Annotated in this window: 25 protein-coding genes, 1 pseudogene and 1 riboswitch; of the genes and pseudogenes, 5 read left to right on the forward strand and 21 right to left on the reverse strand. The window is 69.4% G+C overall.

Features of this window, described 5'->3' with window-relative positions; translation table 11 throughout:
• Nucleotides 1-181 precede the first annotated feature (181 nt).
• A complete protein-coding gene (locus ABT009_RS07530; protein WP_351290631.1) occupies nucleotides 182-628 on the forward strand; it encodes a hypothetical protein in 447 nt (148 codons plus the stop codon).
• Nucleotides 629-665: 37 nt separating this feature from the next.
• On the opposite strand, the gene ABT009_RS07535 is transcribed toward ABT009_RS07530, so the two are convergent.
• Nucleotides 666-1,700 (reverse strand): helix-turn-helix domain-containing protein, encoded by a 1,035-nt coding sequence (locus tag ABT009_RS07535; protein WP_351290633.1) that lies wholly within the window; start codon nucleotides 1,698-1,700, stop codon nucleotides 666-668.
• A 71-nt stretch (nucleotides 1,701-1,771) separates the two neighbouring features.
• Between ABT009_RS07535 and ABT009_RS07540 the strand changes: the two genes are divergently transcribed.
• Entirely contained in the window at nucleotides 1,772-3,133 is a 1,362-nt protein-coding gene (locus tag ABT009_RS07540) for an APC family permease (protein ID WP_351290635.1), read from the forward strand.
• On the opposite strand, the gene ABT009_RS07545 is transcribed toward ABT009_RS07540, so the two are convergent.
• Nucleotides 3,111-3,482 carry a VOC family protein gene (locus ABT009_RS07545; RefSeq protein WP_351290637.1) on the reverse strand — a complete coding sequence of 124 codons (372 nt, stop codon included), beginning with the start codon at nucleotides 3,480-3,482 and terminating at the stop codon, nucleotides 3,111-3,113. The two genes, ABT009_RS07540 and ABT009_RS07545, sit on opposite strands and share 23 nt — an antisense overlap.
• A gap of 28 nt (nucleotides 3,483-3,510) precedes the next feature.
• Here ABT009_RS07545 and ABT009_RS47405 point away from each other — a divergent pair.
• Nucleotides 3,511-3,663: pseudogene (locus tag ABT009_RS47405) on the forward strand (IS5/IS1182 family transposase); the annotation flags it as partial.
• A 149-nt stretch (nucleotides 3,664-3,812) separates the two neighbouring features.
• Here the strand turns inward: ABT009_RS47405 and ssuE are convergent.
• From ssuE to ABT009_RS07635, 17 genes are all read right to left on the reverse strand, one after another.
• Nucleotides 3,813-4,379, reverse strand: a complete 567-nt coding sequence (gene ssuE / locus ABT009_RS07555) for an NADPH-dependent FMN reductase (RefSeq protein ID WP_351290639.1) — start codon at nucleotides 4,377-4,379, stop codon at nucleotides 3,813-3,815.
• A 360-nt stretch (nucleotides 4,380-4,739) separates the two neighbouring features.
• Complete coding sequence (locus ABT009_RS07560) at nucleotides 4,740-4,820, reverse strand: putative leader peptide (protein WP_351291306.1); 81 nt, start codon at nucleotides 4,818-4,820, stop codon at nucleotides 4,740-4,742.
• Between the two features lie 223 nt (nucleotides 4,821-5,043).
• Entirely contained in the window at nucleotides 5,044-5,808 is a 765-nt protein-coding gene (locus tag ABT009_RS07565) for an ABC transporter ATP-binding protein (protein ID WP_351290641.1), read from the reverse strand.
• Complete coding sequence (locus ABT009_RS07570; RefSeq protein ID WP_351290643.1) at nucleotides 5,805-6,605, reverse strand: ATP-binding cassette domain-containing protein; 801 nt, start codon at nucleotides 6,603-6,605, stop codon at nucleotides 5,805-5,807. The genes ABT009_RS07565 and ABT009_RS07570 overlap by 4 nt, the downstream gene beginning before the upstream one ends.
• Nucleotides 6,602-7,474, reverse strand: a complete 873-nt coding sequence (locus tag ABT009_RS07575) for an ABC transporter permease (RefSeq protein ID WP_351290645.1) — start codon at nucleotides 7,472-7,474, stop codon at nucleotides 6,602-6,604. Before ABT009_RS07575 ends, ABT009_RS07570 begins: the two co-directional genes overlap by 4 nt.
• Nucleotides 7,471-8,436, reverse strand: coding sequence for an ABC transporter permease (locus ABT009_RS07580; RefSeq protein ID WP_181864193.1), 966 nt, complete (start codon nucleotides 8,434-8,436; stop codon nucleotides 7,471-7,473). The genes ABT009_RS07575 and ABT009_RS07580 overlap by 4 nt, the downstream gene beginning before the upstream one ends.
• On the reverse strand, nucleotides 8,436-9,956 hold the full coding sequence (locus ABT009_RS07585; RefSeq protein ID WP_351290647.1) for an ABC transporter substrate-binding protein: 1,521 nt from the start codon (nucleotides 9,954-9,956) through the stop codon (nucleotides 8,436-8,438). Before ABT009_RS07585 ends, ABT009_RS07580 begins: the two co-directional genes overlap by 1 nt.
• 48 nt (nucleotides 9,957-10,004) lie before the next feature.
• Nucleotides 10,005-10,742 carry a DUF1684 domain-containing protein gene (locus ABT009_RS07590; RefSeq protein WP_351290649.1) on the reverse strand — a complete coding sequence of 246 codons (738 nt, stop codon included), beginning with the start codon at nucleotides 10,740-10,742 and terminating at the stop codon, nucleotides 10,005-10,007.
• A gap of 121 nt (nucleotides 10,743-10,863) precedes the next feature.
• The gene (locus ABT009_RS07595; RefSeq protein ID WP_351290651.1) at nucleotides 10,864-11,991 is read right to left on the reverse strand and encodes an MsnO8 family LLM class oxidoreductase; all 1,128 of its coding nucleotides are present in this window, start codon (nucleotides 11,989-11,991) and stop codon (nucleotides 10,864-10,866) included.
• A 14-nt stretch (nucleotides 11,992-12,005) separates the two neighbouring features.
• Nucleotides 12,006-13,109 carry an LLM class flavin-dependent oxidoreductase gene (locus ABT009_RS07600; protein WP_351290652.1) on the reverse strand — a complete coding sequence of 368 codons (1,104 nt, stop codon included), beginning with the start codon at nucleotides 13,107-13,109 and terminating at the stop codon, nucleotides 12,006-12,008.
• Complete coding sequence (locus tag ABT009_RS07605) at nucleotides 13,106-14,518, reverse strand: NtaA/DmoA family FMN-dependent monooxygenase (RefSeq protein WP_351290654.1); 1,413 nt, start codon at nucleotides 14,516-14,518, stop codon at nucleotides 13,106-13,108. The genes ABT009_RS07600 and ABT009_RS07605 overlap by 4 nt, the downstream gene beginning before the upstream one ends.
• Before the next feature lie 20 nt (nucleotides 14,519-14,538).
• Nucleotides 14,539-15,840 (reverse strand): LLM class flavin-dependent oxidoreductase, encoded by a 1,302-nt coding sequence (locus ABT009_RS07610; RefSeq protein ID WP_351290656.1) that lies wholly within the window; start codon nucleotides 15,838-15,840, stop codon nucleotides 14,539-14,541.
• 76 nt (nucleotides 15,841-15,916) lie between these two features.
• Nucleotides 15,917-16,033: a putative leader peptide gene (locus ABT009_RS07615; protein WP_351290658.1), complete on the reverse strand. Its 117-nt coding sequence runs from the start codon at nucleotides 16,031-16,033 to the stop codon at nucleotides 15,917-15,919.
• Between the two features lie 174 nt (nucleotides 16,034-16,207).
• Complete coding sequence (locus ABT009_RS07620; RefSeq protein WP_351290660.1) at nucleotides 16,208-16,969, reverse strand: GNAT family N-acetyltransferase; 762 nt, start codon at nucleotides 16,967-16,969, stop codon at nucleotides 16,208-16,210.
• A 25-nt stretch (nucleotides 16,970-16,994) separates the two neighbouring features.
• Nucleotides 16,995-18,017 (reverse strand): ABC transporter substrate-binding protein, encoded by a 1,023-nt coding sequence (locus tag ABT009_RS07625; RefSeq protein WP_351290662.1) that lies wholly within the window; start codon nucleotides 18,015-18,017, stop codon nucleotides 16,995-16,997.
• Between the two features lie 61 nt (nucleotides 18,018-18,078).
• Nucleotides 18,079-18,948, reverse strand: a complete 870-nt coding sequence (locus tag ABT009_RS07630; protein WP_351290664.1) for an amino acid ABC transporter ATP-binding protein — start codon at nucleotides 18,946-18,948, stop codon at nucleotides 18,079-18,081.
• Complete coding sequence (locus ABT009_RS07635) at nucleotides 18,945-20,036, reverse strand: amino acid ABC transporter permease (protein WP_351290666.1); 1,092 nt, start codon at nucleotides 20,034-20,036, stop codon at nucleotides 18,945-18,947. Before ABT009_RS07635 ends, ABT009_RS07630 begins: the two co-directional genes overlap by 4 nt.
• 356 nt (nucleotides 20,037-20,392) lie before the next feature.
• A riboswitch (SAM riboswitch) is annotated at nucleotides 20,393-20,504 on the reverse strand.
• Nucleotides 20,505-20,783: 279 nt separating this feature from the next.
• On the opposite strand from ABT009_RS07635, the gene ABT009_RS07640 reads away from it, so the two are divergent.
• Nucleotides 20,784-20,897 carry a putative leader peptide gene (locus tag ABT009_RS07640; protein WP_351290668.1) on the forward strand — a complete coding sequence of 38 codons (114 nt, stop codon included), beginning with the start codon at nucleotides 20,784-20,786 and terminating at the stop codon, nucleotides 20,895-20,897.
• Nucleotides 20,898-21,093: 196 nt separating this feature from the next.
• Complete coding sequence (locus ABT009_RS07645; RefSeq protein WP_502989840.1) at nucleotides 21,094-22,590, forward strand: NHL repeat-containing protein; 1,497 nt, start codon at nucleotides 21,094-21,096, stop codon at nucleotides 22,588-22,590.
• 69 nt (nucleotides 22,591-22,659) lie between these two features.
• Here the strand turns inward: ABT009_RS07645 and ABT009_RS07650 are convergent, their stop codons facing one another.
• Together ABT009_RS07650 and ABT009_RS07655 are read right to left on the reverse strand one after the other, a co-directional pair.
• Nucleotides 22,660-23,424 (reverse strand): amino acid ABC transporter ATP-binding protein, encoded by a 765-nt coding sequence (locus tag ABT009_RS07650; RefSeq protein ID WP_351290671.1) that lies wholly within the window; start codon nucleotides 23,422-23,424, stop codon nucleotides 22,660-22,662.
• Nucleotides 23,425-23,433: 9 nt separating this feature from the next.
• Nucleotides 23,434-24,393: an ABC transporter substrate-binding protein gene (locus tag ABT009_RS07655; protein ID WP_351290673.1), complete on the reverse strand. Its 960-nt coding sequence runs from the start codon at nucleotides 24,391-24,393 to the stop codon at nucleotides 23,434-23,436.
• Nucleotides 24,394-24,403 lie beyond the last annotated feature (10 nt).

A 24,403-nucleotide genomic window follows, 5' to 3' on the forward strand; every position in this document is an offset into this window, starting at 1 on the left:
ATGTTCTGCCGTACACCAGTGCTGGCCCGATTCTCCCAGGCCGTCCCCGCGGGGCCCCGCGCGGGATGCCCCAAGCACCTGTTCTATTTCATGCAATGCATGGTTATGCGTGTCGCGGTGGTGCATCTCCGGGCGCGGTCGTAGCGTCGACACAGGAGCCAAGCTGTGGAGGGGAGCCGACATGCAGAGACAGAAGCTGAGGACAGCGCTCACGGTCTGTGCCGCTGCAGCGCTCGCAGCAGTGGTACCGGCATCCACCTCCGCAGGGGCGGCGTCACCGCCGCCCGAGCCCGATCCCGTCGTCGTCGACTGCTTCTTCGACCCGCAGGTCCGCCCCGACGACTTCATCCTGGCCTGCGGCGACGGGAACAACCGGCTCGTCGATCTCCGGTGGACCTCCTGGGGACCGACGTTCGCCGAGGCCCGCGGGACCGATCTCGTGAACGACTGCCAGCCCTACTGCGCCGTGGGCAAGTTCCACGCCTACCCGGTCACCGTGAAGCTCGACCGCCCCAAGCCCTGGAAGAAGGATCCGAACCAGGAGCACTACACCCGGATGCGCCTCGTCTACAGCCACGACAAGCCTGCGCAGGCGAAGCAGGAAGAGTCGTTCAAACTCTGGGACTGACGCACGTCTGGGACTGACGCGGTACAAGGACGGGCGGTCAGGGTGAGCCCGGGGTCGAGACTGCGCGCTGTGCGGCCGCGGCACGGTGGCGGAAGACATGGCGGTACGCCTGCGGCGAGATGGTCGTGAGGCGCCCGAAGTGGTGCCGCAGGTTGGCGGCCGTGCCGAAGCCGGTGCGCCGTGCGATGTTCTCCACCGGGTCGTCCGTGGTCTCAAGGAGCTCCTGGGCCAGCCGTACCCGCTCCTGCAGGATCCACTGCAGCGGGGTGGTGCCGAGCGCCTCGCGGAAGCGGCGGGCGAAAGTGCGCTCGCTGAGATGGGCGGCGCGGGCGAGCAGGGCGACAGTCAGCGGCTCGTGCAGGCGCTCGCGTGCCCATTCCAGTACGGGGGCGAGGGTGTCGTTCTTCCGTTCGCGTGCCGGCGGTTTGGCGTACTGGGTCTGCCCTCCCTCGCGGTGCGGTGGCACGACCATGCGGCGGGCGACCTCGTTGGCGACCGCGGAGCCATGGTCGAGCCGGACCAGATGGAGGCAGAGGTCGATGACGGCGCCGGTGCCTGCCGAGGTGTAGACGGTGCCGTCCTCGATGTAGAGCGCGGTCGGGTCGTACTGGACGTCGGGGAAGCGGTGGCCGAAGTCGACGGCGTTCATCCAGTGGGTGGTCGCCCGTCGGCCCGTGAGCAGCCCGGCGGCGGCGAGCACGTAGGCGCCGCTGCACAGGGACACGATGCGCCGGCCCCGCTCGTGGGCCGTGCGGACCGCGTCCACCAGCGGCTGCGGCGGGGCCGTCTGTACGCGGCGGGAGCAGGCGGCCACGACGACGGTGTCGGCTTCCACAAGGTCGTCGAGGCTGTACGGGGTGTCCAGGCTCAGTCCGGCCGTGGTGCGCAGCGGGCCCGGTTCTGCGGCGCACAGCCGCAGGTCGTACCACGGGTCGGTGATGTCGCTGCGGTCGACGCCGAAGACCTCGTAGGGCACGGCGAGTTCGAAGGTGGGGGCGGCGTCGGTCACCGCGACGGCCACGACGTGCCGGTCGGCGCTCACGGCAGGGACGTTCATGGCAGGCGCGTTCATGGCAGGAATTTAGCGCATGTGGGCGTTTCTGCCGATGGCGGGTGGGGGCGGCGCCCGCGAGGCTGATCGGCATGCAGAACAAAACGATCAGTGCCGCGCGGGGGCGGCTCACCGCGGTCCAGGGCACCGCGCTCTACGTCGGCGCGGTGCTCGGGACCGGTGTCATCGCCCTGCCCGCGCTCGCCGCCGAGGTCGCCGGTCCGGCCTCGCTGCTGGCCTGGCTCGGCCTCGTCGTCCTCTCCGCGCCGCTTGCTGCGGCCTTCGCCGCCCTGGGGGCGCGCCATCCGGACGCTGGAGGCGTGTCGACGTACGCCCGGCTGGCGTTCGGCGAGCGGACCGCCGCAGTGGTCGGCTGGTGCTTCTACCTGGCGATACCTCCGGGCGCGACGGCCGCCGCTCTCTTCGGCGGGTCATACGTCGCCGCGGCCCTCGGCGGCGGGGCGGCGACCACGGCGGTCACGGCCGGGGCGCTGATGACCACGGTGACCATGGTGAACATGACGGGGCTACGGCTGACCGGCCGCCTGCAGTCCGTGCTCTTCGGACTGCTGGTCACCCTCCTCGCGGCCGCCGTCGTACTGTCCCTGCCGCACGCGAAGGCGGAGAACCTCCAGCCGTTCGCGCCGCACGGCTGGGCGGCCGTCGGGCCCGCCGCGGTCCTGCTGGTGTTCAGCTTCGCGGGATGGGAGGCGATCACGCATCTGGCCGGGGAGTTCCGCGACCCGGCCCGCGATCTGCCGCGTGCCACGGCCTTCGCGGTCGTGATCGTGGGCGTGCTGTATCTGGCCGTGGCGTTCGCCGTGATCGCGGTGCTCGGCAGCGGCGCTGCCCGGTCCGACGCACCGCTCGGGGACCTCATGGCCGGTGGCCTGGGCGGCGGCGCCCGTCCGCTCGCCGCTCTGGCCGCCGTGCTGCTCACCCTCGGCACCATGAACGCCTACTACGCCAGTGCCGCCAAACTCGGCGCGGCCCTCGGCCGGGACGGCGTGCTGCCCGGCTGGTTCGCGCGCGGCAGCACGGCGGGCGAGACGCCGCGCCGCAGCCTCGGCTTCATCTCCACCCTCGCCATGCTTGCCCTGCTCACGGTGACGGCGACGGGTGTGGGCGCCAGGCCGGTGGTGCTGCTTTCGACGGGGTCCTTCGTCGCGGTGTACGCGATCGGCGTGGCCGCCGCGATCCGCCTGCTGCCACGGGGCAGTGCGGGGCGCGCGGCGGCCTGGGCCGCTCTCGCCGCCGTGGCTCTGCTGCTGGCCCTGTCGGGCGTCTATCTGATCTGGCCGCTGCTGGTGACGGTCGCCGCCCTGCTGTCCCTGCGCCTGAACCGCAGCAGGCGACGCCCGCTTGTCGACGCCGGCGCCGACGTCCTGCCCTGCGCCGACGGAACGGTGGGCAGCGGTCCGCCGGAGAGCGTCAGGCCTTTTGGTAGAGATTGACGATGTTGCCGTCGGGATCACGCAGCCAGACCGATCGGCGTCCCCAAGGCTGGGTTGTCGGCGGCTTCAGGATCTCAACTCCCCGTCCCCGCAGTTCTTCGTGGCGCTCGTCGACGTCAGTGACCTCGAATTCCACGGTGAAGTTCCCGCTCGCAGCGGTGGACATCGCTCCCGGCACCATCGACTCCATTGCTCGGGCCGAGAAGAACGACAGGACGGCGCCAGGAACGGACACCGTGGCGAAGGGGTCTGCGCCCTGGACCTCTGCGTCCAGGACAGCAGCGTAGAAGGCGGCGAGTGATGGAACGTCGTCGCTGAGCAGGCAGGTGCCGGTGAAGTGTGGCTGCATCCCGGCATCGTAGGCAGGGTCCGAGAGCCTGGGCTCACCGTTCGCCGGGCTGAGCCCACGCTTCTTCCGCAAGCTGGTGACCGCGCTTCAGCGGCACGATGCCGACGACGTGCGCCGGGGGGAGCCCGTGGAGCCTGCGACTAGAGGACCGGGTGCTGCGGTTGCCGCGTATTGGCGCACAGCGCGGCAGCCGGCGTTGGGCGTCGCTTTCGGCGGCGTCCTTGCGGAACTGCGCGGCCAGGTCGGCGGCGACAGTGAGGGCTTCGGCATCGTCGCCGATCACGGCCGCGGTGGGGCGCGCGGTGGCGGTCCCACCCGTGGGTTCGGCGCTCACCCGGCGGCCGCCAGCAGGGGCGTACGCGACGGGCGGCCGCCGAGGACGACAGAGAAGCGGTCCACGACCTGCTCCAGGGCGTCGGCCGACCCCGGGGCGATGGCCAGGGAACCGTCGTCGCCGACCGTGATGTCCTTGTCGAGCGTGAACCAGCCCTGGACGATGTGCCCGGCGCCCATGGAGTTGAGCACGGGCCGCAGCGCGTAGTCGATGGCCAGGACGTGGGCCGTCGTACCGCCGGTGGCCAGCGGCAGGACGGTCTTGCCCTCCAGGGCGTACTGCGGGAGTAGGTCAAGGAGGGACTTCAGCAGGCCGGAGTAGGCGGCCTTGTAGACAGGGGTGCCGACCACCACGCCGTCCGCCTGCGCGAACAGGTTCGTGGCCTCGACGATCGCGGGGTGCTTGAAGTCGGCGCCCAGCAGCGCCTCGGCAGGCAGCGTGCGGACGTCCAGCGGGATCACCTCATGTCCCTGGGCTGTGAGCCGGGCGTCCAGGTGGCGCAGCAGGCGGGCCGTACGGGAGGTCGCGGAGGGGCTTCCGGAGACGGAGAGGATGGTGGCCATGAGGGTTTCCTTCGGGTTGAGACGTGTATGCCGACGCTGTGTGTGACCAGCCGTCAGGTAGTCACCAGCACGGACTCGCGGGCCGCATCGGACTCGCTGGCCGTATCGCGGCCGTGCAACGTGATCTGAATTCCCGTACGTCGGCGAAACGACCGGTCGATCCGGGTGATCGACATCGATGGATCGCAAGAATTCAGATGCGCCGCACTACGGCAGTGAGCGGAGGAATCGAAGAATCACGGCAACGGAATTCGACCGCGACCGGATTTCATGAAGGTGGACGACCTGCGGCCCGTACGATCGACGGCTCGGGAGGCGTCCGGCGTATGCAGCGAGTTGGAGGGTTTCCCTCAAGTCCGCTCAGGCGCGACAGCAACAGAAGGCGCTGGAAACACGCGCAAGGTCGACGTGCCGTCGCCGCGTGAGGTCCTGTCGCTTCATGTCACCGATCCAACCAGTGGGAAGTCCAGCCGGTCAAGAAGGCCTTGATGTGATTCCACATCCCGGACACGGGTTGTGCTGCGGAAATACCGTGCACCCATAGGCGGATTACCGGCGATGTCTGCCGGGCGACGAGTCGGTATTCGCGAGGTCGTGATAGCTGCCCTTGAACACGGCCGACGCCCGACCCTGTCGGCCGCTCGGCTTGCAAACTGAGGTGGGATCAGGCAGGCAGGCGCGGCACGCTCTCCACCAGACGACGGGTGTACGAATGGGCAGGAGCGCCCAGCACCTGTGCGGTGTCGCCCTGTTCGACGATGCGGCCGCTCTCGAGGACCGCGGTGTGTTCGCACAGCGAGGCGACCACCGACAGGTCGTGGGAGACCATGACGAGGGTCAGGCCGCGCTCTTCCTTCAACTCGCTCAGCAGATCGACGACTTTGACGCGGGTCGTGACGTCGAGGGCGCTGACGGGTTCGTCGGCGAGCAGGACCCGCGGGTCGCAGACGGTCGCGCGGGCGATCGCGATGCGCTGGCGCTGGCCGCCGGAGAACTCGTGCGGATAGCGCTCGGCGGCGTCGGCGGGCAGTCCGACCCGCTCCAGGGCCTCGGCCACCTTGGGCATGGCCGTCCGCCGGCTGTCGATGCCGAGGGAGCGCAGTGGTTCGGACACGATGCTGCCGACGCGCTGGCGCGGGTCGAGCGACGAGTACGGATCCTGGAAGACGCACTGCACACTGCGCCTGAATCGGCGCATCTGCTCGCGGTCGCGCAGGTTCAGCGGGTCGCCGTCGAAGCGGACGGCGCCCGAGGTGGGCCGGGCGAGCCCGAGCAGCAGCCGCAACAGGGTCGTCTTGCCGGCGCCCGACTCGCCGACGAGGGCAAGGCTGCGCCCGGCCTCGACGTCGAGGGAGATGTCCTCGACGACGGGCGAGGCGCTTCCCCGATATGCGAAGGAGGCAGCGCTCAGCTCCAGTACGGGCGTCATCGCGCGCTCCTCAGGTCCAGGGCCGATTCCAGCTGCCGCGCGCTGGCCACCAGCGCCCGGGTGTACTCCTCACGCGGGGTCCGTACGATCTCGCGCACGTCGCCCTCCTCCACGGCGCGTCCGTCCTTCATCACCAGGACGCGATCGGTGACCTTCGAGACGACCGCGAGGTCGTGGCTGACGAAGAGGACCGCCATGTCCCGTTCCCGTACGAGGGTGTCGAGCAGGTCGAGCATCTCGGACTGCACCGTGACGTCGAGCGCGGTGGTGGGCTCGTCCGCGATCAGCAGCTTCGGGTCGCAGGCCAGCGCCATGGCGAGCGCGACGCGCTGCCGCTGGCCGCCGGAGATCTCGTGCGGGAAGGCGCGGGCGATGCGGTCGGGCTCGGGCAGCCGCACCTGCTCCAGCGCTTCTGCCACAGCCCGCTTCAGCGCGGCGCCCTTCAGCCCCCGCCTCCTGGCCAGCGGTTCGGCGATCTGCTTGCCGACGCGCATCAGGGGGTCGAGTGCGGTGAGCGGCTCCTGGAAGACGATGGCGGCGTCCCGGCCGCGTACGCCCGTGAGCTGCTTCTCGCTCGCGCCCACGATCTGCGTGCCGGCGAGCTCGACGCTGCCGGTGGCCGTCATCCCCTCGGGCCGCAGGCCGAGCACGGCGAGAGTGGTGAGCGACTTGCCGGAACCGGACTCGCCGATGAGGCCGAGTCGTTCGCCGGGGGCGATGGTCAGCGCGAGCCGGTCGACGAGGGTGCGCCCGTCGGGCGCCCGGATGGTCAGTTCGCGTACGTCGAGGATGTTCACGCGCGCCTCCGCCGGGCCGCCGGGTCGAGGGTGTCGCGCAGACCGTCGGCGATCATGTTCACGCCGATGACGAGGACGACGAGCAGGATGCCGGGGGCCAGCGCGCCCGCCGGGGCCGTGGTGAAGGTGGCCTGCGCCTCCTGGAGCATGCGGCCCCACGAGGCGTTGGGCGGCGGCGCTCCGAGGCCCAGGTACGACAGACCGGCCTCGGCCAGCACCGCGAGCCCGAACTGGAGGGCGAGGTTCACCACGAGTGTCGGCCAGATGTTGGGCAGCACGTGCCCGGCCACGATCCGCGGCCACGACGTGCCCGATGTCCGGGCGGCTGTGATGTAGTCCTGCGCGAGGACCCGCTTGACCAGGATGCGCACCAGCCGCGCGACGACCGCGCTCTGCGCGAGGCCGATCGCCAGCACGGCGGAGCCCAGCGAGGCCGAGCGGGCGGCGACGATGAGCATCGCCAGCAGGAGCGTCGGGAAGGCGATCAGGATGTCGAGGAACGCGGAGAGCGTGTCGTCGAGCCAGCCCTGCGCGAACGCGGCCAGCACGCCCAGCGTGACGCCGACGGCGGCCGCGATGAGCACCGATCCCAGGCCCGCTTCGAAGGCGATCCGGGAGCCGGTCATCAGCTGGGTGAACAGATCGCGGCCGAGCTTGTCCGTGCCCAGGAGATGTTCTCCGGCAGGGCCCGTGAGCCGTCCGCCGGACGTGTCGTCGGGGGTGTACGGCAGCCACACGAGCGAGATCAGCGCGAGCAGGGCGATCAGGCCGACGAGCACGCAGCCGACGATCAGGGTGTACGAGCGCTTTGCCGACCGCTTCGGCTCCGGCGTCTGCTTTGTCTGCGCTATCAGTTCCGTCTGTGTCATCGGGCGCCTCCCGACAGCCTGCCCCGCAGCCGTGGGTCGATGATCCGCTGGACGAGGTCGGCGGCGAATCCGATGATCAGCACCGCGAACGTGGACACGAACAACACGCCCTGGATGACGGGATAGTCGTGCTGCGCGATGCCGGTCGCGAGCATGGAGCCGAGGCCGGGCAGCGCGTACACGGACTCCACGACGACCGCGCCGAGCAGCGTGGACGCCAGCTCGATGCCGAGGATGGAGATGACCGGCACCGATGCGTTGCGCAGCCCGTGCCGCCACATGGCGCGCCCGAACGACGAGCCCAGCGCGCGGGCGGTGCGCAGATAGTCGCTGTCCAGGACGTCGAGCGTGGCCGACCGCACGTAGCGGATGAGTGAGGCGCTCATCACGAGCGCGATCGTGACGACGGGCAGGACGAGGGAGCGGACGGCTTCGGCGGGCTGCGCCCAGCCGTCCGGCGGGAAGCCGCCTGCCGGGAGCCAGCCCGCGTTCAGCGCGAACACGGCGATGAGGATCATGCCGAGCCAGAACACCGGTACGGCGATGCCCAGCTGGGAGACCCCGCTGAGCAGCGCGCCGTACCAGGTGCGTCGCTTGTACGCGGCTACGAAACCGGCAGGGACGGCGATGAGGACGGCCAGCACGAACGCGGCGAGCGTGAGCGGGACCGTGACATTCAGCCGCGAGCCGACCTCGGGCGCGACCGGTAGCGAGCTGACGAACGACGTGCCGAGGTCACCGGTCGCCAGCTGCCCGATCCAGTGCGTGAACTGCTCGGGCAGCGGCTTGTCGGAGCCGATGGAGTGCCGTGCCGCCGCGATCTGCTCGGGGCTCGCGCCCACCGACGTCAGCGCGTTGGCGGGGTCGCCCGGCAGCATGCGCAGCAGCACGAACAGCACGACGCTCGCGAGCGCCAGCGACACCAGCAGGAAGGCGAGGCGGCGCAGGAGATACCGCGCCATCAGCCCTTCTTCTTGATGTCGTAGGCGAAGAACTGCGAGTTGAGGCCGTTGACCGGGTAGCCGGACAGCTTGCTGCCGGCGACGACGATCTGCGGGTACAGGTACAGCCAGTCGCTGGCCGCGTCCTCGGCGGTCTGGCGGTTGACCTTCTTCAGCAGCTCGGTCTGCTCGGCCGTGGAGGACGCCTCCTCGGCCTGCTCGACCCACTTCTGGACCTGCTTGTTGTCGTAGCCCCAGTAGAAGTCGGGGTTGCCGTACCAGACCAGGTCGCGGTCGTTGACGTGCTCCTGGAGCGTGGCCGTGAAGTCGTGGTTCTTGTAGACCTTCGTGTACCACTCGTCGGGCGTGATCGTGTTGATCTTGACGGTGATGCCGACCTTGGCGAGCTGGGACTTGATGAAGGTCGCGGCGGTCGGGTGCGGGTCGTAGTTCGGGGTGTCGAGCGTGAAGCTGAAGCCGTCCTCGTAACCGGCCTCCGCGAGCAGCTTCTTGGCCTTCGCGGTGTCGTACGCGTCGACCTTCGTGAGGTCCTCGTACCACGGGTCGGTGGGCGGCACCATGGAGCCGATGAGCTTGCCGTAGCCGCCCCAGACGGACTCGAGCAGCTTCTTGTCGTCGATGGCGGCGGAGACGGCCTGGCGGACCTTGACGTCCGTGAACGGCTTGGCCTTGTCGTTGAAGGCCAGGAGCAGCTTCGTCGTCGAGTTGCCGTCGTTGACCTTGTAGTTCTGGTTGTTCTTGAACTGATCGAGGGCGTCAGGGGACTGCTCGCTCGTGACGACGTCGACGGCGTTGGTCAGCAGCGCGTTGTTCAGCGCCGTGGCGTCCTTGTAGTAGTGGAAGACGACCTGCTTGTTGGCGGCCGCGTCACCCCAGTAACCGGAGAACCGGTCGAGGCTGAGGGCGGAGCCGCGGGTCCACTTGTTCAGCTTGTACGGGCCGGTTCCGTCCTCGGTCGTCTTGAGGTTCTTCGCCTCGGAGTTGATGATCCAGACGTAGGAGAGGTTGTAGACGAAGGAGATCGACTTCTGCGACAGCGTGACCTTCACGGTCTTCGCGTCGGGGGTGGCGACGTCCTTGATGACCTCGAGGTTGCTCTTGCGCGCGGACTGCGAGTCCTCCGCGATCACCTTCTCCAGGCTGTACTTGACGTCCTGGCTGGTGAGCGCCTTGCCGCTGTGGAACTTCACACCGTCGCGCAGGGTGAAGGTGTACGTGAGTCCGTCGCCGCTGACCTTGTAGTCCTGGGCGAGCAGCTTCTCGACCTTGCCCTCGTCCGTGAGCTTGAACAGCCCCTCGTAGACGTTGCCGTTGAGGGCCTCGGTGACGCCTTGGCCGCCGCCCGCGGTGTTGTCGAGGTTCTGCGGCTCGTAGAGGGAGCCGATGTTGACGGTGGCGTTCTTGTCGTACGTGCCGCCGGAGGCGTCGCCGGCGCTGGAGCCCCCGCCGCAGGCGGTGAGGGTCAGGGCGAGGGTGGCGGCGGTGGCGGTGCCGTACAGAGAGGTCTTCTTGATGCTCATGAAGGAACGCACGCTTTCGTACTGCGAGGAAGTGAAGAGCCTGGGTGATCAGTGCTGCGCGAGGAAGCCGTCGCGGAAGACGGGGCGCTTCTCGCCGGCCTCGACGGGCAGGTGGAAGCGGTTCTGCCGCGGCGGCATCGGACAGTTGTACTGATCGGAGAATCCGCAGGGCGGCACGAAGGCACGGTTGAAGTCGAGGAGGGCGCGGCCCTCGCCGGTGTGCGTGACGAAGAGGAAGCGTCCGGCACCGTAGGTGCTGTCACCGTTGGTGGGGTCTCCGAAGACGAGCAGCAGGGTGCCGTCGTCGTCGAAGGCGCTCAGCGTGTAATCGCGGCCGTCGACGGTGAGGGAGATATCGCCGGGCACGACGAGGTCGCGGGTGCCGCCGTTGTCCCGGATGTGCTCGAAGGCGACGCGCCGGGCGCCCGGCACCGGGGTGTAGTCGGCTTCCAGGACCCACGCCGGGTCGTACGGGAAGGCGTCGACGCGCTCGAAGTTCTCGATCGCCGGGGACTGGGCGTCCCAGAAGCGCAGGCCGTACTCGGCCTCGCCGGTGACGAGGTCGGTGCGCTCGACTGTGGTGACCGTCACGGTCTCCGGCTGTCCGGCACGGGCCGCGTCGAGGTCGGGGCGCTCACCGGCCGGGAGCCAGCGGGTCTCGACGAGGGCGAGGTTCCCGGTGGGCGAAGTGACCGAGCGCCGCCGCTCGGCGCGCCACGTCTCCCACTGCCCTGCGGGCTCGTTCTGCAGGTCGGGGGCGGCGGCAGGGGACACGATTTCACTCATTCACGTAGGCGGTCATCGGCGGTCACGCCACGACTGTCACGCTGCGTGAATTAATGCCCAAAGCATGTTCTTTATCTTTCATAAGGGCACCTAATGTCAAATTGCTGCGCGGTGAGCCGGCTCACCGCCGTCGCCATTCCTGAGCAAGCAGCTCGTACGACCGCACCCGATCGGCGTGGCCGTGCGTGATGGTGGTGATCAGCAGTTCGTCGGCGCCGGTGGCCTCCTGGAGGCGCTCCAGGTGGTCGGCGACGCGTGCAGGGGATCCGACGAACTGGGTGTCGATGCGGTCCTGGACGAGGGCCCGGTCCGCGTCGGTCCAGGCGTGGGCGCGGGCCTCTTCCGGCGTGGGGAACTCGATGGCGCCCTCGGCGGTGCGGATGCTGCGGACCCAGGGGCCGTAGCCGGTGGCGAGTTCTCGGGCGGTCTCGTCGTCCTCGGCGACGACGACGTCGGCGGAGACGCTGACGTACGGCTTGTCGAGGACGTCGGACGGCTGGAACGCGGCGCGGTAGCCCTCCACCGCTTCGAGGACCGTGGCCGGGCTGACGTGGTAGTTCGCGGCGAAGCGCAGGCCGTTGCGGCCCGCGACCTGCGCGCTCTCACCGCCGCTGCTGCCCAGGATCCAGACCTCTACGTCGGCGCCCTCGCCCGGCACTGCGCGCGCCTCGATGCCGTCGCGCGACCGGTAGGTGCCCGCCAGCAGCGCGAGGATGTCGTCGATCTGCTCGCCGTACTCCTGCGACTCGGCGCCCGGCAGCTGGAGCAGCTTGCGCTGGAGGGCGATCCGGGGTGAGCCGAGCAGGTGCTCGAAGGAGAACTTCGGCGGGATCCGCAGCCCGTTGGGGGCGCGCCCGTCGACGACCGGGGTCGTGGTCGGCAGCGGGGTGGCCGACTGCCCGGGCGGACGGCCGCCGGAGCGGCCGAGGCCCAGGTCGAGACGGCCGGGGTGCAGGGCGTCGATCAGGCCGAACTCCTCGACGGTGGACAGGGCGGTGCGGTGACCGAGTTGCACGGCCCCCGAGCCGAGCCTGATCGTCGAGGTCGCGGAGGCGGTCAGGGCCAGGACGACGGCGGGCGAGGTGCCGGCCACGCCCGGGTTGAGGTGGTGTTCGGCGAACCAGTAGCGCGCGTACCCGAACCGCTCCGTCTGCTGGGCCAGATCGATGGAGTTGCGCAGCGCCTCGGTGGCGGTGGAGCCGGACGAGATCGGGACGAGATCGAGGACCCCGAGGGGGATGCTGGACATGGTCGGGGTTCTCCTCAGTGGGCGGTAGGGAGGGAGGCGGGCTCCCGGTCCGGTTGCGGCTCGGCGAACACCGGTCCCCAGGCGAACGGCGGGTCGGGAATCTCGCGTCGCAGGACGGGGGCGACGTCGGACTGGAAGAGCTCCAGCGAGGCCCGGTGCTGGGCGTCGGTGAGCCCGCCCGCGTCCGCGTGGAGGTGCAGCACGGTGTGCCCGAACTGCTCGTGGTAGCGGTGCACCTTCTCGATCACTTGCTGAGGGCTGCCGATCAGCGCGGAGCTGCGCTCGACGAAGTCCTCCAGGGTCGGGAACACCGGCTCGACGCCGAGCCGCTTCTGGAAGGCGAGATAGCCCTCGAACACCGGCTGGTATGCGGCAATCGCCTCCTGCGAGGTTCGGGCCACATGGAGCCCCGCCGTTCCCGCGCCCACCGCGATGTCGGCCGGGTCGTGGCCGTAGTGCTCCCACCGCTCCCGGTAGTAGCGGATCAGTTCGGCGTACGGCTCGATGGGGTTGGTGACGTTCGCCGAGAAGAGCGGGTCGCCGTAGCGAGCGGCCAGGTCGACGGACTCCCGGCTCGTCGCGCTGCCGTGCCACACCCGGATGGGCTGCTGGAACGGCCGGGGCCACACCTCGGCATCGGCCAGCTCGGGGCGGAAGCGCGGCGAGGCGGTCACCTTGTCCTCGCGCCAGATGCGGCGGAACAGCTCATAGCTCTCGGCGTTGCGGTCCCACTGGTCCTCGGGTGTGACATGGAACAGCTCGCGCTGGGCTTCGCCGTTGCCCTTGCCGATGATCAACTCGAGCCGCCCGCCGGACAGATGGTCCAGGGTCGCGTAATCCTCGTACGCACGCACCGGATCGAGCAGGCTGAGCGTGGTGACGGCGGTGAACAGCCGTATGCGGGAGGTGAGCGCGGCGATATGGCTGAGCACGACCGGCGGCGAGGAGGAGATGAACGGCCGCTCGTGCCGCTCCCCCACGCCGAACCCGTCGAAGCCCAGTTCCTCGGCGAGCAGAGCGTTGTCGATCACCTCGCGGAAGCGCTCGTTGGTCGGCTTCTGGACGCCGGTCACCGGGTGCGGGGCGTGGATGATGAGGGTGATCGCGAGGAACTTCACAACGCCGCCCGCTCGCCCGGCGCGTCGGCGTCGATGGGGGTCCCCCCGCTCGAGCGAAGCCGAGAGTGGGGGAGGGCCAGGCCGAGATGGTCGCGCAGGGTCGTGCCCTCGTACTCGGTGCGGAACACGCCGCGCTCCTGCAGCAGCGGGACGACGGTGTCGGCGAAGACGTCGAGGCCGCCCGGGGTGATGTGCGGGACGAGGATGAAGCCGTCGCTGGCGTCGGCCTGCACGAAGTCGTTGATGGTCTCGGCGACCGTGGCCGGGGAGCCGATGAACGCCTGGCGGTTGCCGGTCTCGATGACCAGGTCGCGGATCGACCACTTGTTGGCGGCCGCGAGCTCCCGCCATTCGCGGGCGATGGCCAGCGGGTCGCGGTACATGCGCACCTGGGCGCGGCCGCGGGCGATGGTGTGCTCGCCGAGGTCGGGGTCGATGTCGGGAAGGGGGCCGTCCGGGTCGTACGCGGACAGGTCGCGGTTCCAGACGAACTCCAGGTGCTTGATCGCGGTGGCGCCGCTGACCTGCTGGCGGCGTACCTCACGGGCCAGCTCCGCGGCATCGGCGTCGGTGTCACCGAGGACGAAGGTCGCCGCGGGCAGGATCAGCAACTGGTCGTGGGTGCGGCCGTACTTCGCGAGGCGGCCCTTAACGTCCGCGTAGAACTCCTGGCCGGCATCGAGGGTGCTGTACCGACTGAAGATCGCGTCGGCGCCGGCCGCGGCGAATTCCCGCCCCTCGTCTGAATCGCCCGCCTGGAAGATCACCGGGCGGCCCTGCGGGCTCCGCGGGACGTTGAACTGGCCCTCGATGTCGAAGTGCTGCCCCTGGTGCACGAAGGCTCCGGCCTTCGCGTCGCGCAGGAAGATTCCGGTCCCCTGGTCGGCGATGATCTCGTCACCGTGCCAGGAGTCGAAGAGTTCGTTCGCCGTGCTGAGGAACTCCTTGGCCCTCGAGTACCGCTCCTCCTGCGGCAGGAAGCCGCCGCGGCGGAAGTTCTCGCCGGTGAACGCGTCCCACGAGGTGACGACGTTCCAGGCGGCGCGGCCGCCCGAGAGGTGGTCGAGGCTGGCGAACTGGCGGGCAACCTCGTAGGGCTCGTTGAAGGTGGAGTTGATGGTGCCGGTCAGGCCGAGGTGTTCGGTGACCGCGGCGAGGGCGGACAGGACGGTGAAGGTGTCGGGGCGACCCACCACGTCCAGGTCGTAGATCTTCCCGCCCTGTTCGCGCAGGCGCAGCCCCTCGGCGAGGAACAGGAAGTCGAACTTGGCGCGTTCGGCGGTCCGCGCGAAGTGCGCGAACGAGCTGAACTCGATGTGGCTGCCGGCCTCGGGGTCGCTCCACACGGTGGTGTTGTTGACGCCGGGGAAGTGGGCGGCCAGATGGATCTGCTTCAGCGGCTTGCTCATGGTCGTACGGTCCCTCCGGCTCAGGCGGTGGCGGCAGCGGTGGCAGCTGGGGGTGCCCCCTGCTCGAGCGAAGCCGAGAGCTTGGGGGAGTAGCGGTTGGCGGGGCGGGAGAGTCCGAGCAGCCCGCGCAGGGTGTCGGCCTCGTAGGAACGCCGGAAGGCGCCGCGGCGCTGCAGTTCGGGCACCAGGCCGCGGGTGATCGCCTCGAGGTCGTGGCCGATCACGGCGGGGCGCAGCCGGAAGCCGGTCAGTTCGGCCTGCTGCCACTGGAGGAGCAGGTCCGCGAGCTGTGCTGGCGTGCCCGTGAACACCTTCGCGTCGCTGGTGTACTCATATCCGGCGAGGCCGTCGAGGCGGTCCCGGCGGGCTGCCGCCGCTGTGGGGTCGTCGTCGAGAAACACCACGAGGTCGCCGAAGATGTGCAGGGGTTCCTCCGCGCGCCCGGCCGCGGCCTGTTCCGTGCGGATCTCGTCGACGATGGCACGGGCCTGGTCGGTGTCGTGCGGGGTGACGTACCCGATGTCGGCGGAACGGGCAACGAGTTGGAAGGGCACGGTCTGGTGCGCCAGGGCGCTGACGACCGGCTGTCCCTGCGGTGGCCGCGGGGTGATGGAGGGGCCCTTGACGCTGAAGTGCCTGCCCTCGAAGTCGATGTAGTGCAGCTTGTCGCGGTCGATGAAGCGGCCGGTGGCGACGTCCCGGATTTCGGCGTCGTCCTCCCAGCTGTCCCACAGCCGACGGACCGCCTCGACATAGTCGGCGGCCTCGTCGAAGAGTTCGGCCACCAACTCCCTTACGCCCGGGTTGTCCAGGTCCCCGATGCCGAACCGCGGGAACTCACGGCGGCCGAAGTGGGCCGCCTCGTTCTGTCGCGCCGACACCTGGATGCGCAGGCCTGCGCGACCGGTGCTGACGTAGTCGAGGGTGGCTATGGCCTTGGAGATGTGAAACGGCTCCGTGTGGGTGGCCACCACGGTCGGTATGAGTCCTATGTTGCGGGTCAGCGGGGCCACGCGGGCGGCGATGAGCACCGCGTCGAGCCGCCCGCGCACCTGGTCGGTACGGCCGTCCGGCTCCGCGAAGTGCGAGGACTGGAGCCCTAGGCCGTCCTCGAACGTCACGAAGTCGAGCAGGCCGCGCTCGGCCTCCTCGACGAGGTCGGCCCAGTACTTGGCGGTGAACAGATCCCGGGGGCGGGCCACCGGCTCGCGCCATGCGGCCGGATGCCAGCCCGCGCCGTCGAGCGCGACGGCGAGATGCAGCGGAGTGGAAGAAACGGGTGAAGAAAGTGAGGAAGCAGGCAGCGCAGAAGATGAGGACACGGGGAGGTGCCTTCCTGATCGACCGTATGAGAGAGCCGAACCTCACCGGACGGGTGGTCGGCTTCGGGACAACAGGTCAGGAGCAACAGAGCGCGCCGGCCACGCGCTGCAGGTCGATGTGGGGCCGGGAGTAGAGGCGGACACGGCGGCGCGGGGCGAGGACCATGACACGCGGGCGGGACTGGGGTGCCATGACTGTCACCTCCACCCCTCCGACTCGTGTGCTTGAGGCGCGGATGCGCCGACATCGCCCTCGGGCAGCCGGCGACCGCAAGACCGGCCGCCGACCTCGGAAACCATGTTGCCGTGACCCACAACGCTTCTGCTACGCCGCCTATTCCGCCGGCCAGAGTCGGAGGCGCCAGAGTTACTCGTGCGAGGCAGCACGGCCGCCTTCCGCGTCGGCCGGGCGGCCGCCCGGGGCACGGACCAGGAGGAAATCGGTGTGGCGGCGCAGCGTGAAGCCGATCGACTCGTAGAGCCGGATCGCCCCGGTGTTCGCGGCCGAAGCGTGGAGGAACGGGGTGTCTCCGCGTTCCCTGATGCCCGCCGCGACCGCGCGGACCAGTCGGGTGGCCAGGCCCCGGCCGCGGTGCGCCGGGTCGGTGCAGACCGCGCTGATCTCCGTCCAGCCCGGCGGGCGCAGCCGCTCGCCGGCCATGGCGATCAGCCGGCCCTCGTGCCGGATGCCGAGGTACGTGCCCAGTTCGACGGTGCGGGGCAGAAAGGGCCCCGGGTCGGTCAGGGCGATCAGCTCCAGGATCTCCGGTACGTCGGTCGGACCGAGCCGCACCGCTTCCGGTGCGGGCTCGGCACGCAGCGACGTGTCGACCAGCTGCACGCCCTTGATGGCCGCCACGAGCTCCCACCCGTCGGGCGGCGTCGTCACTCCCGGGACAGCCGTCTCGCCTCCCGGCCCCACCAGCGCGGCGAGGTCCTCCCAGGCACGGGGGTCCGCCGGATCGGCGAGGGCCGTGAACGGGGAGACGTCCGCGGGATAGCGGGCGGCGCGGCCGACGCGCTCGGCAAACCGGGCGTGCGGGCCGGTCAGCGCGGCCCAGGCCGGGTTGTCCAGGATGTGCGGCGCGCCTTGGCTCTGTGGCTGCGGCGCGTGCAGGCTGGTCGACATGGCGGTTTCGGGTCTCCGTCCGTGATCAGGAGTTGTTCTCCGGCAGACCGGGCGGGTTGACCTCCGCGGTGCTGACGGCCTCGTTGGACAAGTTCCAGGCGGCCAGCCACTTCGCGTACTGACCGTTCTTGATCAGGTAGTTGATAGCGTCCGCGACCGGCTTGGCTATTCCGCTGTCCTTCTTCGAGGTCGCCGCGATCAGGCCCTGGAGCGAGGTGCCCGCGCCGGAGAAGGTGCCCGCGCTACGCGTCGCGTTGGGCGACTTGGCGGTCTGCGTGATGTGGTACGCGACACCCGGGTTGGCGGCGAAGTAGGCGTCGATCTTCCCGCCGGTCAGCGCCAGGTAGGTGCTGTTCTTGCTCGCGAAATGCTTGACGGTGAGCTTCTTGCCCTCCTTCTTCAGCTTGGACTGCCACTCGAGGAGGATCTTCTCCTGGTTGGTGCCGTTGTCGACGGCGACGGTCTTCCCCGCGAGGTTCTCGTAGTCGCCCTCGAAGTTCCACGTGCTTTTCTTCAGCACCTCGAAGCCGAGGTTGTCCTTGCGGTAGGAGGCGAAGTCGTACTTCTTCTTGCGCTCCTCAGTGTCGGTGATGTTGGAGAACGCCACGTCGACCTTGCCGCTGTCGATGCCGACGAACATGTTCTCCCACGTCGAGTTCTTCAGCTCCGGCTGCAGGCCGAGGACCGCGGCGACCAGGCGGCCGAAGTCGGGCTCGGCGCCGGTGAGGGTCTTCTGGTCCGAGCCGACGTACGCGAGGGGCGGGAAGCCGTCGGGCAGGGCACCGACACCGATCACCAGCTTGCCGCTCTTACGGACGGAATCGGGCAGCTCGGCGCTGATCGACTTCACCTCGGAGACCTTCAACTCGGTCTGCTTGGCGGCTCCGTTGGACAGCTGGCCCACGGTGACGGTGCCCGCGGCGTCGGCCTTGGTGGTGGCGGCGTCGCTGTCGCCCCCGCAGGCGGCGAGCCCGGCGGCGAGCGTGGCGACGGCGGTGCCTGCCGTAAGGCTGCGGATGAGTCTGCTACGGAAGCGGAGGGTGCGCATGGCTGTCCTTGTTCTTGGTGTTCGGCGGTGGTGGTTTTCTGGGGGAGTCTGGAGGCGGAGGTCAGAGCACCTTGCTCAGGAACTCCCTGGTCCGCTCGTGTTTCGGGTTGTCCAGCACCTCGGACGGCGGCCCCTGCTCGACGATCCGGCCGCCGTCGAGGAAGACGATCCGGTCGGCGACCTCACGGGCGAAGCCGATCTCGTGGGTGACGATGACCAGGGTGGTGCCGCTGGTGGCCAGGTCCTTGATGACGGCCAGCACCTCGCCGACCAGTTCCGGGTCAAGCGCGGAGGTGGGTTCGTCGAAGAGGATGACCCCGGGGCGCAGCGCGAGGGCGCGGGCGATGGCCACCCGCTGCTGCTGGCCGCCGGACAACTGCCGCGGGTAGGCCGCGGTCTTGTCGCCGAGGCCGACCCGGCTGAGCAGGGAGCGCGCCAGTTCCTGGGCCTCGGGCTTGCGCAGCAGGCCTGTCGCCACGGGCGCGGCTGCCACGTTGTCCAGCACGGTCAGGTGCGGGAAGAGGTTGAAGTTCTGGAAAACGAAGCCGATCCGGCTGCGCTGCGTGAGGATCGCGCGTTCGCTCAGCTCCTTGAGCCGCTCACCGTGCCGGCGTACGCCGATCAGCTCCCCGTTCAGGCTGACGTAGCCGATCTCGGGCTTCTCCAGGTGGTTGATCACCCGGAGCAGGGTCGACTTGCCGGAGCCGGACGGTCCGAGGATCACCGTGACCTCGCCGGGCCGTACGGTCAGGTCCACGCCGTCCAGGACCCGGTGGGTGCCGTACCACTTGTGCACGTCATGGACCTCGACCGCGGCGGGGACTGCCTCGGAGGCGGTCTTGGAAGCGCGCTCGGTGGCCTTGGAAGCGCGCTCCGTCGTCTTGGAAGCGCTCTTGATCGTGTCCTCTGTGGTGCTCTTCGTGGTGGTCATATCGCCGCCTCCCTCTGGATACGGGCCCGCAGGTCGCGCACGCCGGCCCGCAGCTTCTGCAACGGAGTCGGCGGGAGGGTGCGCACTGCACCACGCGAGTAGTACCGCTCGACGTAGAACTGGATGACGGAGACGACGCTGGTGAGGATCAAGTACCAGATGGTGGCGACCAGCAGCAGCGGCACGATGTCACCCGGATAGGTGCTGCCCATCGTCTGCACCGAGCCGAACAGGTCGAGGAGCGACACGTAGAAGACCAGCGAGGTGCTCTTGATGAGGCCTATCAGCTGGTTGACATAGTTGGGCGTGATGGCCCGCAGTGCCTGCGGGAAGACGATCCGGACGAACTGGTAGCGCTTGGGCAGACCGAGCGCCGATGCCGCCTCGTGCTGGCCCTGGTCGACCGAAAGGATGCCGCCGCGGACCACCTCGGCGGCGTAGGCCGCCTCATTGAGGCTGAGACCGACGACCGCCACGACGATGTCGGTGGCGAGACGCGACTCGTCGAAGCTGAAGAAGGCGGGCCCGAACGGCACACCGATGCTCAACGTCTTGTACAGCGCACTGAAGTTGTAGAGGAACAGCAGCACGACGATCAGCGGCACCGAGCGGAACAGCCAGATGTAGACCCAGCTGACCGCCCGCAGCACCGGGCTCCTGGAGAGCCTGCCCAGGGCGAGCAGGATGCCGCCGAGCAGGCCCAGCAAGGCGCTGTACGCAGCGACTTGAAGGGTGATCAGCAGGCCGTCGACGATCACCGGGCGCACGAACCAGTACCCGAATCGGTCCCACTGGTAGAAGGGGTTGGTGACCAGCCCGTGGCCGATCTGGACGACCAGGACGAGGACGACGGCGGTGGCGATCCATCGGCCGGGGCGGCGGAGCGGAAGCACCCGTTGCGCCGAGAGCGGCCGCTGCGCGGAGTCGCGGTCGGATCGCTTGGGCCCTTCGTCGGGGGCTTCGGTCGGCTCCGGAGAACGTACGGAAACCGGCACGGCCGGGGAGGCCGGAGATGGTTCGGGGCGGGGGATCGCCTGGGCAGGGGGTGCTGAGCCGGAGGACACAGCAGAGCCTGGGGGTTCACTCATGGAGGACTCCAGCAGATTCGGACACACGGCCACGCAGGCGACGACGGCGCAGCAGAGCGGGAACAGCTCTGCGGGACGAAGCGCACTGGAGCGGGCGGAGCGGGGGTGGGTCGGAAAGAGAACGCTGCGACGGCGGCAAACGTCAGTGATGCAGCAAGCCGTCAGCCGTGACGGGATTCAGAAAAGCCGTCAGCCCTGACAGAGAACGCGACAGGAGACGCAACACAGTGCACTGTTGACCCGGAGCAGATCGACGGGACGGTTCGCGCACGTCGTGACGCGGCCGTGGCGCCGCCATGCGGCCATCCCCGGAGCTGCGTACATCGCCGTCACCGTCACCGTTCCGCCCCCGCGGGGCCTCGCGCTTACCGAAAACCAAGATCCGGTCCGGTCGTCACCTGGGGCACCCCACCGCGACGCGAGGGTTGCCGGCCAGCAAGCCAGGGCTTGTCGCTGACACTCATGACCGTTCTGCGCCGTAAGGTAGACAGCCGCTGGAAGGAATGTCAATGCGCGTCTTCCGGCTTCGTAGAGCCCCGGCGTGGTCGCCGCCCCGGGACACATCCGGCTTGGTGATCGTCCGATGCGGTAGGCGCAGCGGCACACGGCATAAATGGCCAACTCCCAAGTAAATGCCGTGATTCGAGGCTGAAACATCCCCCTCGCACCAGCCGTCCGATTCGTCATGGAATAGCACCCGCGCCCGCTGCTTGACAGGGACACGTATCTCTTGGTTTTCTTCCCGGCATGTATCCGGGACTCTTTCTGACGGCGCGGCGCCATGTCGACCTGGTTCGCCTGTCCGCCAGCCTGTGTCGACCCCGGATGGCCTGCGCCGATGCCGCGCACACGTCCATGTGACGCGCCTGACCAGACCCTTCCCGCCGCATGGCTGCCCGCGCGACTGTCCAGGAATTCTCAGTCGTGGGCCGATCATTTCCTTTTGGCCGCCGCATCGAATCATGGTGCGTAATTCGCCGGGCATTTCCAGGGTTCTTCTCTCCTTGCCGATATGTGCTGTGCGGCAGTCGATCGGGACGCGCCCGGAGCCGGCCATATTCCGACTTCCCTTCCCCAGGAGACCCGATTGTCCTCCGCCCTTCATGCCCGTTCGCGGCTGCGCACAGCGCTGGCCACCGCCTTCACCGCGGCGGTGGTCTCCGTCGCCGTGTCGGCGGCCCCCGCGAGCGCCGCCGGCTCGGTGTTCACCCCTGCGCCGCCGCACAACCCGTACACCGGCCCGGACGGCACGGCCACCATGCACGGGGACACCGGGTCCTCGGACACCACCCCGCTGCCCGGGCCGGGAACCGGCACCCTCACCTCGACCCGGGCGGCGCTGGCGTCGGCCTGCCCGACCGTGCTGGTCGGGTCCGACGGCTACCCCGTGGCGCTGTGCACGCCCATCTTCGGACAGGTCCCCACGGTCCATCTCCTCGACCCTGACGACGGCAGCTCCATTGCCGAACTCGCCCTCACCAAGGGGTCGTTGCTGGGTGGCGTGTACGCCTACATCGATCAGGACGACCGGCTGGTCGTGATCGACGGCAGCAGGTCACTGCTTCGGGTCGGCCATCACCTGGACGCGGACGGCGACTGGACCCTGACGATCGACAAGAGTCTGTCGCTGACCGCAGCGATCCCCGAGGACGACGCGGTGACCGGACTGTCCCCGGACTGGCAGGGACGCGTGTGGTTCGCGACCGGGAACGGGTTGGTGGGCACCGCCGACGACCGCACCGGCACCGTACGCACCCTGCAACTGCCCAACGGCGAGAAAGTGGCGAACAGCATCTCCACCGCGCCCCAGGGCACCCTCGTCACCACCACGCAGGCCACCTACCTGCTGACCGCGACCGCGGACGGCACCCCGCGCATCTCCTGGCGCCAGGAGTACGACCGCGGCTCCGCTCGCAAGCCGGGTCAACTCAGCTGGGGCAGCGGCTCCACGCCCACCTTCTTCGGGCCGGGTGACGGCACCGACTACGTGGCCATCGTGGACAACGCGGACAGCCAGGTGAAGCTCCAGGTGTACGAGACGGCGACCGGCCGCCGGATCTGCTCGACACCGGTGCTCCTGTCCGGTGGCGCGGGCAGCGAGAACTCCCCCATCGGCGCGGGCCGCAGCGTCTTCGTCGCCAGTACGTACGGCTACCCGTATCCGGCGGTGCCGGCCGACGCCGGGGACAGTGTGCCCGCCTCGGCGGACTTCAAGGGCGGTCTGACCCGGGTGGACGTGCGGGCCGACGGCTCCGGCTGCGATCTGGCGTGGGACAACACACTGCGGTCGGCGGCAGTGCCCAAGCTGTCCCTGGCGGACGGCAAGCTGCACACCGTCCTGCGCGATCCCCTGATTCCGGGCACGTCCGGCACCAGCCTCCTCGACCCGTACCGCTACGCCGAGATCGACCCGGACACCGGGAAGGTCACCCGCAGCTTCCAGGTCGGCGTCGGCTCCCTCTACGACTCGCTCCAGATGGCGGGTACGGCGGCGCCGGGCGGGGTCTATTACCAGGGGACGGTGACCGGCGTTCTGCGCATCACCGCCAAGTGACGGAATTCTGAGGGCCCGGCGGCTGCGCACCGCCGGGCCCTCTGCGCGGCGGTCAGAGGGCTGCGTATGTCACAGGACCTTGGAGAGGAAGGCGCGGGTGCGCTCATGCCGGGGAGCGTCCAGGACGTCCGAGGGCGGCCCCTGCTCCACCACCACTCCCCCGTCCATGAACACCACGGTGTCGGCGACCTCGCGGGCGAAGCCGATCTCATGGGTCACCACGATCATGGTGGTCCCGATGCGGGCCAAGTCCTTGATGACGTCCAGGACTTCGCCGACCAGTTCCGGGTCGAGCGCGGAGGTCGGCTCGTCGAACAGCAGCACCTTCGGTTCGAGGGCGAGCGCGCGGGCGATGGCCACGCGCTGCTGCTGCCCGCCGGACAGCTGACGCGGGTAGGCGCCCGCCTTGTCGGCGAGACCGACCCGCTCCAGCAGCCGCCCGGCCGCCGCCACGGCGTCCTTACGCGGACGTCGCAACGCTGACACCGGCGCCTCGACGAGGTTCTCCAGCACGGTGAGGTGCGGGAAGAGATTGAAGTTCTGGAAGACGAACCCGATGTGGGTGCGCTGCTTCAGCACCTCCTTCTCCTTGAGTTCGTGCAGTTTGCCGCCGGACCGGCGGTAGCCGATCAGCTCCCCGTCGATGCTGATCCAACCGCGGTTCAGCTTCTCCAGATGGTTGATGGTGCGCAGCAGCGTGGACTTCCCGGATCCGGACGGGCCGAGGATCACGGTGACCTCGCCCGCCCGGACCTGCAGGTCGACGCCGCGCAGCACCTCGAGCGGCCCGAAGCTCTTGTGAACGCCGTGCACGTCCACCATGACGTCGCTCATCGGCCGCCTCTACTTCTGCTCGGGCGGGTTGATACGCGACTCCTCGATCGCGGAGGCGCTGGTGCCCCACTTCTTGAGGATCCGGGCGTACGTGCCGTCCTTGATCAGCTGGTTGACGGCGGCCTGGAAGGCGGGGGTGAGCTTGGAGCCCTTCTTGAAGGCGAAGCCGACGTCGAGCCGGTGGAACTCGCCCAGGAAGGTGGTCCCCGCGGCGGGCTGGGCGGCCTGGTAGCGCAGGCCGTTGATGGTGGACATGATCACGTCGATCCGGCCCTGCTGGAGCGCAGTGAGGGTCGCGCCGTTCTCCGAGAAGACCTTCACGTCGTACGGCTTCTTGCCCACCTTGGCGCACACGCCCTTCTGCGCCTCGAGGGTCGCCTCGAACGTGGTGCCGGCGCCGGTGCCGATGGTCAGCCCGCACAGCTGGGTCAGTTCGGTGACCTTCGTCCCGAGCTTCGTGTTGCCCTTCTTCACGGCGAAGCCCTGGCCGTCGTTGATGTAGGTGACGAAGTCGATGGTCTTCAGGCGTTCGGTGGTGACGCCGAAGTTGCCGGTCCCGAAGTCGTACTTGCCGCTGCCGAGGGCGGGCAGGATCGTCTCGAAGGAGGCGTCCTGGCGTTCCAGCTTGACGCCGAGGACCTTGGCCACGGCGTCCGCGAGGTCGATGTCCTGGCCGGCGGGCGGCTTGCCGGTCCCGTTCGGGTAGTACGCCCCGGGCGGGAACCCGATGGAGCTGCCGACGCGCAGGGTGCCCGCCTTGCGTACGTCGGCGGGCAGCAGGGCGGCGACGGAGTCCACCTTCTGTACGGAGGCGACCGGGTTGTCGCTCGGCGCGGGTGAAGCCTTGGCGCCTGCGGGAGCGCTCGCGTCGGCTGTGCCGGAGCCGCACGCGGTCAGTGCCAGCAGGGGCAGCAGCGCGACGGAGGCGGCAGCGAGACGCAGACGGGTTCTGGTTCCTGGGAGGTTCACGGGGCCGAGG

Origin of the sequence: Streptomyces sp. NPDC002896, assembly GCF_040295225.1 — a bacterium.
Taxonomy (GTDB): Bacteria; Actinomycetota; Actinomycetes; order Streptomycetales; family Streptomycetaceae; genus Streptomyces.

Coding starts and splice junctions, on each gene's coding strand:
- ABT009_RS07595 (WP_351290651.1), bottom strand. CDS start 11,991: ATGTCCAGCATCCCCCTCGGGGTCCTCGATCTCGTCCCGATCTCGTCC.
- ssuE (WP_351290639.1), bottom strand. CDS start 4,379: ATGGCCACCATCCTCTCCGTCTCCGGAAGCCCCTCCGCGACCTCCCGT.
- ABT009_RS07635 (WP_351290666.1), bottom strand. CDS start 20,036: ATGAGTGAACCCCCAGGCTCTGCTGTGTCCTCCGGCTCAGCACCCCCT.
- ABT009_RS07560 (WP_351291306.1), bottom strand. CDS start 4,820: ATGAAGCGACAGGACCTCACGCGGCGACGGCACGTCGACCTTGCGCGT.
- ABT009_RS07580 (WP_181864193.1), bottom strand. CDS start 8,436: ATGGCGCGGTATCTCCTGCGCCGCCTCGCCTTCCTGCTGGTGTCGCTG.
- ABT009_RS07530 (WP_351290631.1), top strand. CDS start 182: ATGCAGAGACAGAAGCTGAGGACAGCGCTCACGGTCTGTGCCGCTGCA.
- ABT009_RS07615 (WP_351290658.1), bottom strand. CDS start 16,033: ATGGCACCCCAGTCCCGCCCGCGTGTCATGGTCCTCGCCCCGCGCCGC.
- ABT009_RS07565 (WP_351290641.1), bottom strand. CDS start 5,808: ATGACGCCCGTACTGGAGCTGAGCGCTGCCTCCTTCGCATATCGGGGA.
- ABT009_RS07585 (WP_351290647.1), bottom strand. CDS start 9,956: ATGAGCATCAAGAAGACCTCTCTGTACGGCACCGCCACCGCCGCCACC.
- ABT009_RS07605 (WP_351290654.1), bottom strand. CDS start 14,518: ATGAGCAAGCCGCTGAAGCAGATCCATCTGGCCGCCCACTTCCCCGGC.
- ABT009_RS07540 (WP_351290635.1), top strand. CDS start 1,772: ATGCAGAACAAAACGATCAGTGCCGCGCGGGGGCGGCTCACCGCGGTC.
- ABT009_RS07535 (WP_351290633.1), bottom strand. CDS start 1,700: ATGAACGCGCCTGCCATGAACGTCCCTGCCGTGAGCGCCGACCGGCAC.
- ABT009_RS07650 (WP_351290671.1), bottom strand. CDS start 23,424: ATGAGCGACGTCATGGTGGACGTGCACGGCGTTCACAAGAGCTTCGGG.
- ABT009_RS07625 (WP_351290662.1), bottom strand. CDS start 18,017: ATGCGCACCCTCCGCTTCCGTAGCAGACTCATCCGCAGCCTTACGGCA.
- ABT009_RS07575 (WP_351290645.1), bottom strand. CDS start 7,474: ATGACACAGACGGAACTGATAGCGCAGACAAAGCAGACGCCGGAGCCG.
- ABT009_RS07590 (WP_351290649.1), bottom strand. CDS start 10,742: ATGAGTGAAATCGTGTCCCCTGCCGCCGCCCCCGACCTGCAGAACGAG.
- ABT009_RS07630 (WP_351290664.1), bottom strand. CDS start 18,948: ATGACCACCACGAAGAGCACCACAGAGGACACGATCAAGAGCGCTTCC.
- ABT009_RS07620 (WP_351290660.1), bottom strand. CDS start 16,969: ATGTCGACCAGCCTGCACGCGCCGCAGCCACAGAGCCAAGGCGCGCCG.
- ABT009_RS07640 (WP_351290668.1), top strand. CDS start 20,784: ATGTATCCGGGACTCTTTCTGACGGCGCGGCGCCATGTCGACCTGGTT.
- ABT009_RS07545 (WP_351290637.1), bottom strand. CDS start 3,482: ATGCAGCCACACTTCACCGGCACCTGCCTGCTCAGCGACGACGTTCCA.